8 protein-coding genes and 2 pseudogenes are annotated in these 11378 nt (G+C 62.5%); 3 read left to right on the top strand and 7 right to left on the bottom strand.

The features are described from left to right. Positions 1-260: 260 nt before the first annotated feature. The 5 genes from ACW4E8_RS28960 to ACW4E8_RS28940 all read right to left on the bottom strand — a co-directional run bounded on the left by ACW4E8_RS28960 (position 261) and on the right by ACW4E8_RS28940 (position 7051). Positions 261-1556 (bottom strand): glycosyltransferase family 4 protein, encoded by a 1296-nt coding sequence (locus ACW4E8_RS28960; RefSeq protein WP_456807642.1) that lies wholly within the window; start codon positions 1554-1556, stop codon positions 261-263. 28 nt (positions 1557-1584) lie between these two features. After that, the gene (wecB, locus tag ACW4E8_RS28955; RefSeq protein WP_456807644.1) at positions 1585-2712 is read right to left on the bottom strand and encodes a non-hydrolyzing UDP-N-acetylglucosamine 2-epimerase; all 1128 of its coding nucleotides are present in this window, start codon (positions 2710-2712) and stop codon (positions 1585-1587) included. Position 2713: 1 nt separating this feature from the next. Next, the gene (wbjC, locus tag ACW4E8_RS28950; RefSeq protein ID WP_456807641.1) at positions 2714-3820 is read right to left on the bottom strand and encodes a UDP-2-acetamido-2,6-beta-L-arabino-hexul-4-ose reductase; all 1107 of its coding nucleotides are present in this window, start codon (positions 3818-3820) and stop codon (positions 2714-2716) included. Between the two features lie 3 nt (positions 3821-3823). Continuing rightward, entirely contained in the window at positions 3824-4855 is a 1032-nt protein-coding gene (locus ACW4E8_RS28945) for a polysaccharide biosynthesis protein (protein ID WP_456807640.1), read from the bottom strand. A 156-nt stretch (positions 4856-5011) separates the two neighbouring features. Continuing rightward, positions 5012-7051 (bottom strand): polysaccharide biosynthesis protein, encoded by a 2040-nt coding sequence (locus ACW4E8_RS28940; RefSeq protein WP_456807639.1) that lies wholly within the window; start codon positions 7049-7051, stop codon positions 5012-5014. 483 nt (positions 7052-7534) lie between these two features. Here ACW4E8_RS28940 and ACW4E8_RS28935 point away from each other — a divergent pair, with 483 nt between their 5' ends. Further along, positions 7535-8788 (top strand): DegT/DnrJ/EryC1/StrS family aminotransferase, encoded by a 1254-nt coding sequence (locus ACW4E8_RS28935; protein WP_456807638.1) that lies wholly within the window; start codon positions 7535-7537, stop codon positions 8786-8788. Further along, positions 8785-9468 carry a hypothetical protein gene (locus ACW4E8_RS28930; protein ID WP_456807637.1) on the top strand — a complete coding sequence of 228 codons (684 nt, stop codon included), beginning with the start codon at positions 8785-8787 and terminating at the stop codon, positions 9466-9468. Before ACW4E8_RS28935 ends, ACW4E8_RS28930 begins: the two co-directional genes overlap by 4 nt. Here ACW4E8_RS28930 and ACW4E8_RS28925 read toward each other — a convergent pair. Beyond that, the gene (locus tag ACW4E8_RS28925; RefSeq protein WP_456807636.1) at positions 9404-9697 is read right to left on the bottom strand and encodes a helix-turn-helix domain-containing protein; all 294 of its coding nucleotides are present in this window, start codon (positions 9695-9697) and stop codon (positions 9404-9406) included. The two genes, ACW4E8_RS28930 and ACW4E8_RS28925, sit on opposite strands and share 65 nt — an antisense overlap. Before the next feature lie 53 nt (positions 9698-9750). Here ACW4E8_RS28925 and ACW4E8_RS28920 point away from each other — a divergent pair. Further along, positions 9751-10170 (top strand): annotated as a pseudogene (locus tag ACW4E8_RS28920) (DegT/DnrJ/EryC1/StrS family aminotransferase); the annotation flags it as partial. 191 nt (positions 10171-10361) lie between these two features. On the opposite strand, the pseudogene ACW4E8_RS28915 reads toward ACW4E8_RS28920, so the two are convergent. Next, a pseudogene (locus ACW4E8_RS28915) lies at positions 10362-11339 on the bottom strand (IS4 family transposase); the annotation flags it as partial. Positions 11340-11378 lie beyond the last annotated feature (39 nt).

Genomic DNA, 11378 nt, shown 5'->3' with positions numbered 1-11378 from the left:
CGCGTTCGGCCTCACTCAAAATCAGTTCCGCCTTCGGTCTCCCTCTCATCGCTGCCTCGCCCTGTGTGTGCCTTCAATGCAGAGTACAAGGAGATATCAATAATGCAATGAATTTCTGACTCAGGACACTAGCGGACCTGTTCAATTATCCCCTGAGATATTCATTCCGGCACAGCTGTCGCGCTTGCGGTAAGGGCTATCCGCCCGGCAAGTCACGGTTCCGCGGCACCGTGCTGTATAGAGGATCGCTTGCCGGGCGTTCAGCGCTGGACGCCGCCAGGCCGGGGCCGTGATTGCGTGGAAGATGGGGGCTGTTCGCCTATGCCGCCAGGGGCGCCCTTCCCGGACCTCGTGTTGCCTGCCTGCTCCAGCAGCGCGGCCAGTCTGGCAACCCCGACTCTGCTCGACAGGTTCTGCTCATAGAACGCTTTTCCGCGCAGCCCCATGCTTAGCAGTGCGTCGCACTCCATCGATGCGAGTTGGAGCGCAGCCTGGGCGACCGACTCGGCATTCTCCGGCTCCGCGCAGACGCCGGCGTCCGCTTGCCTGACCAGCTCGGCCGCGTCTCCCCGTACCGCCATCAGGACGGGCTTGCCGCTGAACAGGTAGGCCTGAAGTTTTGACGGGACGGTGATGGAAAAAAGACTGTCATCGCGCAAGTGGACCAGCAGCGCGTCAGCGGCTTGCAGGATCACACCGACCTCGTTCATGGGCATCCTTGGCAGGAACATGACGGCATCGTCCAGGCCCTGCGCTTGCGCCATTGCCTTGAGTTGTGGTACCTGCGTGCCGCCGCCAACGAAGACGAACTGGATGCGTGGATTCGCCGCATACGCCTGGCGAGCGGCCAGTATGACGGCATCCAGCGCCTGGGCCCGTCCCATATTGCCGGCAAAGACGATGTTGAAGCGCCCGCGCATGCGTGGCGGCACCTGTCCGGCCTGGCTCACAGTTGCCAGGGCAGCCTCGTCGCACCAGTTGTAGATCATGTGCAGCTTGTCGCGCGGCACGCCGCGCTCGAGCAGGCGTGTCTCGAACCCCGGCGACTGCGCCACGATGATCGCCGCTCGCCGATAGACCAGCCTGCATGCGGCAGCTATCATCGCCAGGGCGTGCCGGTTGGGCATCATGCCGGTAGACTCAAGCGTATCTGGCCACAGGTCCTGAATGTCGTAGACAAAAGGAAGCCGGCGCACCAGTCCGATCGCCGCCGCGGCCATGCCGACCGTCAGCGGAGGGTGATAGACGTACGCAGCGTCAAAGCGCTTCCATTGCAGCACGCCGTAGAGGGTTGCCGCCGCCGCAAAGCTGACGTAATTGATCACGCGGCCGATCGCGGAGCGGCTGTGGCTGGGGTAGAGGAAGACCCGCGTCACCGGGATCCCGTCGATAGTCTCCTTCTGTACGGCTTTCAGGCGGTAACCTGGATAGAGCACGCCGTCCGGATAGTTGGGAAACCCTGTCAGGACTTCAACATCGTGCCCCAGGACTCTCAGCTCCTGCGCAAGAAGCAGCCCCTTGACGCTCGGCTCGGGCTCAAACCATTGCGTGATCAACAGTATTCTCACTGTACGCACTCCGTTCCTACTGTTTCCAAACCGTCCGCATGACGTAGTCGGTGTAGCTGTGGATGATCCTGATCACCTTGTCCGAGACATTGTCCGCGCCATAGTCGGAGACCGGTTGCAGAAGGCGCGTGGCACCGCGGGGCTGGCTCTCGAGCAAGGCAAGCCCCTGCAGTACGCGTTCCGTGCTCAGCCCAACCAGCATGACCGCCCCCTCTTCCATGCCTTCCGGACGTTCGTGGGCCTCCCGGATATTCAGCGCCGGGAAGTTCAGGATCGAGGATTCCTCGGTGATCGTACCGCTGTCGGATAGCACCGCCCTTGCGTCCGTTTGCAGCCTGACGTAGTCCGTGAAGCCAAGCGGCTTGAGCAGCCGAATCCCGGGGTGGAAGACCGTGCCCAGGGTTTCGATGCGCTTCCTGGTGCGGGGATGCGTCGAGACGATGGTTGGCAAGCCATGGGTTTCGGCCACCGCATTGAGCATGTCGCTCAGGCGCTGGAAGTTCCGATCGGAATCGATATTCTCTTCGCGATGGGCGCTGACGACAAAGAAGCCGTTGCGGTCAACACCCAGGCGCTCAAGCACGGCCGAGCGCTCGATGTGATGCCGGTAGTGGCTCAGCACTTCCCGCATCGGGCTCCCGGTCTTGATGACCATGTCGGGCGGCAGCCCTTCGCGCAGCAGGTACTCGCGGGCGATCGTGCTATAGGTGAGATTGATATCCGCCGTGTGGTCGACAATCCGCCTGTTGATTTCCTCGGGTACCCGCTGATCGAAGCAGCGATTGCCGGCTTCCATGTGGAAGACCGGAACCTTCCTGCGCTTGGCCGGGAGGGCCGCCATGCAGCTGTTGGTATCGCCCAGCAGCAGGACTGCGTCTGGCCGCTCCTTCTCGAGCACGGCGTCGGCAAGGATGATGACGTTGCCGATCGTCGCCGCACTGGAGGCGCCGGCTGCGTTCAGGAAGATGTCCGGCGGCCGGAGCTCCAGGTCACTGAAGAAGATCTCATTCAGCTCATAGTCGTAGTTCTGGCCGGTGTGGACAAGCGTGTGCTCGGTGTTCTGGTCAAGCTTCGCAATGACGCGAGACAGCCGAATGATCTCCGGCCGGGTGCCAACGAACGTCATCACCTTCAGTCTCGTCATGTCAGACCTTATGCGAGAAAGTGTCGGGGCGCGACCGGTCAAACTGCTCATTGGCCCACAGCATGACGACCAGGTCCTCCCGTCCCACGTTAGTTATGTCATGAGCCCAGCCCGGGACCGTTTCCACCACCAGGGGATGGTCGCCGGATGTATACAGCTCGTGGACTTCGTCCGATACGATGTGCCGGAAAGCAAAGCGGGCATACCCTTTCAGTACCAGGAACTTCTCGGTCTTGGAATGGTGATAGTGCCCACCACGCGTCACGCCGGGCCGGGCGGTGAAGAATGAGAACTGGCCGCAATCCGGCGTCTTCATGACCTCCGCAAACATTCCCCTGGGGTCGCTGTAGGTCGGGATTTCATAGGAAAATCGCTCCGCCGGCAGGTAGCTGATATAGGTCGCGTACAGCGCGCGCTTCAGGCCAACGCCGACCCCGTCAGTGAGTAGCGTGGATCGGCTGTCGCGGAACGAGCGGATCATCACGGCCAGTTCACCGACGCTGAGCGTATAGCGTGGCTCGACCTCGGCGAAGCCGCCATCCGGTGCCCGGCCGTCCATGATCTTGACGAACGACTGCACCACGTCGTCGACGTAGACGAGCGTAAGCTCCCGCTGCGCATCGACCACCGTGATCGGGATGTCGCGCGCAACGTTGTGGCAGAAGGTCGCCACCACGGAGTTGTAGTTCGGCCGGCACCACTTGCCGAAGATGTTGGGCAGCCGGAAGATCGAGACCGGCGCCCCGCACGACGCGCCATATGCCTGCAGCACGCCCTCCGCTGCGCACTTGCTCTGGCCATACGCACTGGGCAGTGCCGCCTGGATGGAGGAGGCGTAGACAATGGGGATTCGCTTGCCGGTCGCCTGCAGCAACTCACACAGCTCCCGGGTCAGGTCGAAATTGCCGTGCCAGAATTCCGACTCATGGTTGGGGCGATTGACGCCGGCAAGGTGGAATACGAAATCCAGCTCCGAAGCCTGCGCGGACAGCCTGGCCAGCGGCGTGTCCCTGGTGAGCGACAGGATCTCGAGGTTGGGCCGCTCCTGCAGTCTGGCAATCAGATTCTTGCCGAGAAAACCAGCCGCCCCAGTGACAAGAACTTTCATTCTTTACTCCACGGTGGCCAGCGGACGAGTCACCAGTTTCCGAATGCAGTCCAATTGAAGCAACAGATCGCACATCTCGCTGACATCCAGCTGTTCGGTATTGTGGGAGTTATAGTCTTCGCTGTGGGAAATGCGCCGTTCACCCTGTTCGACATACATCTCGTAGTTCAGGTTGCGCATATCCGGCGGGATGCGGAAGTAACGGCCCTGATCTTCCGAACAGGCCATCTCTTCCCGGCTCAGCAGAGTTTCATACAGCTTCTCGCCATGGCGAGTGCCGATGACGTGAATCGGGTGCCCCGGTTTGTCGCACAGTCGCAGGATGGACTTGGCCAGGATGGCGATCGTCGCAGCAGGAGACTTCTGGACGAAGATGTCGCCATTGGTGCCGTGCTCGAAGGCATGCAGGACCAGGTCGACTGCGCCTTCCAGCGTCATCATGAAGCGAGTCATGGCGGTGTCGGTTACCGTGAGCGCTTGTCCCGACTCCAGTTGCTCGATAAACAGTGGAATGACCGAGCCGCGCGACCCCATGACGTTGCCATAGCGCGTGCCGCAAACGACGATGCGCCTGGCATCGAGGTTCCTGGACTTTGCCACCATCACCTTTTCCATCATCGCCTTGGAGATTCCCATGGCGTTGATCGGGTAGACCGCCTTGTCGGTGCTCAGGCAGACGACCCGCTTGGCGCCGCAGTCCATGGCGGCCTGGATGACATTCTCGGTGCCCAGGACATTCGTTTTGACGGCTTCCAGCGGGTGGAACTCGCAGGATGGCACTTGCTTGAGCGCAGCGGCATGAAAGACGAAGTCGACTCCCATCATGGCGCCGGCGATACTGCGATAGTCGCGAACGTCGCCGAGGTAGAACTTGAGCTTGGGATCCTGATATTTCTTCCGGAGATCGTCTTGCTTCTTCTCGTCCCGGCTGAAGATTCGAATCTCATGGAGGTCAGAATCGAGAAAGCGATCAAGCACGGCGTTTCCGAATGAGCCGGTGCCGCCGGTAATGAGTAACACGCCGCCAGAATACATTATTCCTCCCAGTACTCAATCGCCGCAGCCCAGATCTTCGGCCGCAAGACTTTCACTTTCCATTAAAGAAATTATTCGTGCGAGGCGACATGGTTGCAATGCGACAACGTGTGCGGGCGAACGCATGCCTTTCTCGCCGGCACAGGCCGGCCGGCGTCAGCTCGCCTCGCCCGGATTGGACAGTGTCGCGTGCTTCAGGTCCCCGGCGATCTCCGGTGACGGCTGCCGGCGCGAGGCAATGCCGCGCAATGCCAGCTGCAGCGGCTGGCTGGCCTCCCGCTGCGCGGGCGCCACCACTTTGCGGCGCGGCGATTCCAGCGAGCTGTATGGCGCATACTCGGGCACCAGGCTCTGCACGACGGTCTGGATCTCCAGCTCGTCGCGGGTATCGCAGGCGGCAAACAGGCGCTCGAGCTTCCTGTGCAACTCAGCTTCCTCGATAAACGGCTCGCTCGAGCACAGGATGCGCTCATGCTCGCTGGGCGTCACCTCGCCGCCGATCAGGAGTTCTTCAAAGAGCTTCTCGCCTGGGCGCAGGCCAACGACCTTGATCTCAATATCGCCGGCGGGGTTCTTGCGGGTCTTCTCCACCAAGCCGGACATCTCGATCATGGTGCGGGCCAGGTCGATGATGCGGACCGGCTTGCCCATGTCCAGTACGAAGACTTCTCCCCCTTTCGCCATCGCGCCGGCCTGGATCACCAACTGGGCCGCCTCCGGAATCAGCATGAAGAAGCGGATCACATCCGGATGTGTGATCGTGATGGGCCCGCCCTCGCGGATCTGCTTGCGGAACAGCGGCACCACGGAGCCGGATGAGCCCAGCACATTGCCGAAACGCACCATCGAGAAGGTAGTCCGCGTGTTCGGGCGGGTCGCCGCGCCTTGGAAAGCAAGTTCGGCAATGCGCTTGCTGGCGCCCATCACGTTGGTGGGCCGCACCGCCTTGTCGGTGGAAACCAGCACGCAGGTCTGAACGCCGAAATGGTCTGCCAGATCGGCAATGGTCAGGGAGCCCATCACATTGTTGCGGATCCCCTCGGGCATGTTCTTTTCGACCAGCGGCACATGCTTGTAGGCGGCGGCGTGATAGATGGTGTCGACCTGCTGGCCGCGCAATGCGGCTGACACGGCGGTGGCGTCGCACACAGAGCCGAACCGCGCCGTGATCTGCAGGTCAGGGAAGCGCTGGCGCAGTTCCTGTTCGATCGCGTAGAGGGCATATTCGGAGTGGTCGAAGAGGATCAGGCGCTGGGGTACCTGCGTGGCGATCTGGCGGCATAGCTCCCTGCCGATGGAGCCCCCTGCGCCAGTCACCATCACCGTCTTGCGTTGCGTGCATTTGGCGAACAGGTCTACCCGTGGCGGGACGATGTCGCGGCCCAGCAAGTCTTCCACGCTGATATCCCGGATCGACTGCACGCTGATCTTGCGGTCTAAGAGCTCGAGCAGGGAGGGCAGCGTGCGCACGCAGACCGAATAGCGGTGCAGCTTGTCGACGATCTGGCGGCGGCGGTCGATCGGCAGGGACGGAACGGCCAGCACAACTTCATTGATGGCGAGCCGCTGGATCTCCTTGTGCATGTGGTTGCTGTGATGGACGGGAAGGTCGGCAACGACCTTGCCCTCCAGCGCGAAGTCATCGTCGAAGAAGCAGACGGCCTTGTGGCCCAGGCTGGCGCGCATGGCGATGGCAAGCTGGAAACCGGCCTCGCCGGCGCCGAAGATCCCCACGCGCAAGGTGGCGCGCTCGTTGCGGGCCTGCAAGCTCTGTTGCGAGCGTGTCAGCAAGGCGCGCGCCACGAAGCGCGAGATCACTACATAGGCAAAGGCGATGAACCAGTAGATCAGCAGGCCGGTGCGAGGCAGTCGGTCGAGATGCACGAGGAACGAGAGCGCATAGGTGAGCCCGACGATGCAGGCCAGGCTGGTGCCGGTAGTCCACAGGACTTTCAGGTCGAAATACCTGACGACGGTCCGATACAGCCCGCTCAGCAAAAACACCGGAATCGTGCAGGCGGCAATGATCAGCGGCGGCGTGATGCCGTACTGTGCCAGCAGCTCGAAGTTGCCGGCACGCAGGAACAATGCGAAAGCAAAGCACATCGGCAGCGCAAAGAGGTCCGCCGAAATCATGAGCGCGACTTTGCGGCGTCTTGGCAGGGCAATCAGCCAGCGCGAGAGCAGTTTGGTCATTTTCCGGAGCCTCCATGCACCGTAACGGGCAAGGGCCTGGCCGCAACCAGGCTGCGATATGGATGCCCTATGGGCGGGGCGAACAAGCAAGGCTGCGGGCGGTTATGCATTGTCTTAAGGCTTCTTCTATGGACAGGTCCATCGGCGGGGGCTCGAGAAAGGTCATTGCCCTTTCTGTCAGTGGCTTCCGATTTGCCCTTTAGCCCGTCACCGCGACTGGGTGCTTCCACACTAGTCCCGACTGAAGCAATTATTGTTGTTGGCGCGTCCCTAGCAACGCAGCAACGTGGGCTTGCGTACGCAGCGGCAAGTGGCACAAAGGGCGAGGGGCTGGCCTCGCCCTTTGCGCCTCAACTGAGTGATCTAGGCCATATGGCTGCCTTCACCTGCCGATGCAAGTCTGGTTAGATGGATGCGTTCCCGGCACCCGGTCGGGTTCGTGCAGGGCAAACGCTCCGACTTTCATCGCTGAGGTGGACGACCATGCTGGATACCAGTTTTTCTCCCTGGCCAAGTTTCACTGCCGACGAGGCGGCTGCCGTGCAGAAGGTGCTGCTGTCGAACCGGGTGAACTACTGGACCGGCTCTGAATGCCGGGCGTTCGAGGAGGAATTCGCCAGGTGGGCAGGGACGCCGTATGCGATCGCGCTGGCGAACGGGACGCTTGCGCTCGATGTCGCGCTGAAGGCGCTGGACATTGGCCTTGGCGACGAGGTCGTGGTGACGCCGCGTACCTTCATCGCCAGCATTTCAAGCGTGGTGAATGCGGGAGCAAAGCCGGTATTTGCAGACGTCGATCTTGCGAGCGGCAATCTTTCCGCGGCGACGATCAGCAAGGTTCTGACGCCAAGGACGCGAGCCGTCATATGCGTGCACCTTGCCGGCATACCCTGCGACATGGACCTGATCATGGCGCTGGCGCGCGAGCACGGCATCAAGGTGATCGAGGATTGTGCCCAGGCACATGGTGCGCGCTACAAAGGGCGCTCGGTCGGCTCGATCGGGGACGTGGGTGCATGGTCCTTCTGCCAGGACAAGATCATGACCACCGGCGGCGAGGGCGGCATGGTGACGACCAGCGCGAGGGACCTCTGGCTGCGCATGTGGTCGTACAAGGACCATGGCAAGAGCTGGGACGCTGTCTATGAGCGTCAGCATCCCCCGGGATTCCGGTGGTTGCACGAATCCTTCGGCACGAACTGGCGCATGATAGAAATGCAGGCGGTGATCGGACGCATCCAGCTTGCGCGCATGAAGCAATGGACAGCGCAGCGCACTGCCAATGCGGAGGTCATTGCCGGCGCGCTTCGGCAATGTGCTGCGGTCTGGTTGCCCGCCTGCCCACCGGATGCACAATCAGCCTGGTACAAGTTCTATGCATTCGTCCGCTCGGAATGGCTGAGGGATGGCTGGAGCCGTGACCGCATCGTGGCCGAGATCCAGGCAGGCGGCGTGCCCTGCTATGCGGGCGGCTGCTCGGAGGCTTATCTCGAGAAGGCGTTCGATTACACGGGCTGGCGCCCGCCGCGCCGGTTGCCCAACGCCAGGCTGCTGGGTGAAAACAGCCTGATGCTGCTGGTGCATCCCACCCTAACCGACGCCGAGATTGCCCTGACTGCGCAGGTGCTGCGCGAGGTCATGCTTCGTGCAACGCTGCCGACCGGCGCCGGGCGGGACGCCGACGGCGGGGTGATGCCCGGCCTGGCGCAGGACTGCGCGGGCGCCATGCGGCGATGATGCACTGGCCGTCGCTGATCCAGCTTGGCACCATTACCTTGCTGGTGCCCGTTGCGCTGGTCATTGCGCTAGCGCTGTCCGTGGGTGGCGCATCGCGCAGCGCGCTGCGATGGCTGGTGTCGTTCGGTCTTGGCGCCGCGCTGGTGGGGGCTGCCAAGTTCGCTTTTGATTACGGCGGCTGGTACCTGCCGCAGCTCGGCCTGTACAGTGTCAGCGGCCACGCCATGCTGACCGCGGCGACGTATCCGGTGCTGCTGATGCTGCTGGGTTCGGCGCTGAGCCCGCGCGTGGCACGCATCGGCTGGTTCGCGGGACTGGCGCTGGCGCTGGCGATGGCGGTGAAACTGGTGTCCGGCCACTACCACACGCTGTCCGAGACCTTGCTGGGTGGCGCGGTGGGGCTGGCGGTTGCGTGGCTGAATGCGGGCATCCGTATCCGCGGGCCGGCGCCGCAGATCGTGCTGGTGGCTGCGCTTGGCATCGGCGCCTTCGTCTTTGTCAATGCGCGCGGGCTGCTGTACCCGGTCAAGGCCGCGATAGCGGCACGGTGGCAGGACGGCACAGTGCGGCATTACCGGCAGATCGATGCCGATCCGGTGACGGGCGAGACCCGCATCACCGTGCGCAAGCGGTCGTGCCTGTCGAAGCGGGGCCGGCAGGCGCCGCGGCCCACCGCCTGAACAAGCCGCGGCTGCTTCCCGGCGGGGAGGACGAGAGAGGTAGACAGATATGGACTGTACGCCAACGCGAGACCTGCACGCGTCCGATTCCCAACTGCTCGGCGATGTCCTTGTTCTGCATTCCGTTGGGGGCCAGCAGCACGATGCGCGCGCGCTGCGCCAGCCTCACGCTCGTGAGCTTCGACCGAACCAGCCTCGTCAACTTGGTTCGCTCCTCGTCGGTCAACATGATCTCGGGGGCAACTCGCACTCGCTCTCTCCACGCTGTGTCGCAGTAGAGCATTGGAGACGCCGAATTCATATAGGTTCCATCAAGAACAGAACGCTACACTAGACACCCCGTTCTCGCCTTGGCCCAGCTTCACTGCCGAAGAGGCCGATGCCGTGCACCAGTTGTTGCTGTCCAACCGCGTGAACTACTGGACGGGTTCGCAGTGCCGCGAATTCGAACAAGAGTTTGCCGGCTGGTGCGGTGTGCCGCATGCGGTGGCACTGGCCAACGGCACGCTGGCACTTGATGCAGCGCTCAAAGCGCTTGGCATCGGTGCGGGCGATGAAGTGGTAGTCACGCCGCGCACTTTCCTTGCCAGCATCTCATGCGTGGTGAATGGGGGCGTGGTACCTGTGTTTGCCGATGTCGATCCTGATTCCGGCAACCTGAACGCGGCCGCTATCGGTCGAGGCTTGGCGCGATCCGGTCGCACGCGATGGATACGTGTTGCGATCAAGGCCAAGGTTTCATTCAGAGCAGCCTTGGCCCAGCGCAGGCCGAGCAGCGCCGCTGACAGGACAGGTTTGAGGGCGGTGATGGCGTAGGAACGGTTGATCCGATGGTCCGGATCAACGTCATGTTCCTGCGCGGCGCGAAGGCAGCAGAGGGCGTGGAGGTTGTCGCTCAGGATTTTGGCGCCGAAGTCCTGCCTGGCAGCCAACTGTGAGAGGCCGGACAGGTGTTCGAGTGCCATGCGGTGTTTGAGACGTTTAAACGCCTCCTCCAGGCGCCAGCGCTGGTGATAGAGATCGCGGAAGGTGGCAGCCGGATAGCGGTGCATGTCGAGCAGATTGGTTATGAGCACGCGCACCTTACCGGCTGGCGAGATCTGCCGAATCAGCCGGACGGTCTGCGGGGTAGCCGCACACTCATAGTCGCGCGCGTCATTGCGGGCTGGAGCCGGGAGCGTGACGATGGCCTCGTCGCGGCCGGAGCGGACGAAGTGTCGCACGGCGGTAAAGCCGCTGCCGTCGGCGCGCATGCAGAAAGGGATTTTTCGTTCGTTGAGCACGGCCACCAGCCAGCGGGCGGGGTAGCCGCGGTCGAGCAAGAGCAAGTCGTCGGATTGCAGGCGGTCCAGATGCTCGAACAGGATCTGGCGCTCGTTCTCGTGCACGCTGTGCAGTGAGGCGGCGAGCATGATCTCGGTCCCGGGCAGGTACAGGCCGAAGGCGAGTTGATCACGGGTGGCGGCTCGAGGGAGATGGCTGTGGCGGATGGCAAAACGCAGATGCGAGGCGTCCGCGGCGACCAGCCGGAAGCCATGCCAGCGCGGCAGATGGGTGCAGACGCGCTGAAGCAGCCAGTCATTGAGGTGAGCAAAGACATCGCCGCTGAGTTTGCTGCGAGCCTGAGCGAAGGCTTGTTCACTGACGCACCGGCACAAGGTGTTCTGGCGGGCGAGCGCGGCGAAGAATTGATCGAGTTCGGCTTGTACACCCATGCGCAAGTTGCCAAGCATGAAGGCGATCAGTGTCGGCAGGGTGAGCTTGCGCTGACGGGTGATGGCGGCGGGACGCTCGGGGTGGCGGGCAAGATCGTGAAAAACCTCGGTGTGCAGATATTGGGAAAGCGTAGTGAACAAATCGGACAGGGGCATGAGAGCCAAGCGAGGATCGAAAAAAGATCCTCTGTTGGC

The organism is Cupriavidus sp. CP313 (assembly GCF_054072015.1).
The sequence above is the reverse complement of the archived record's forward strand: the minus strand, read 5'-3'. Positions and strand labels throughout refer to the sequence as shown.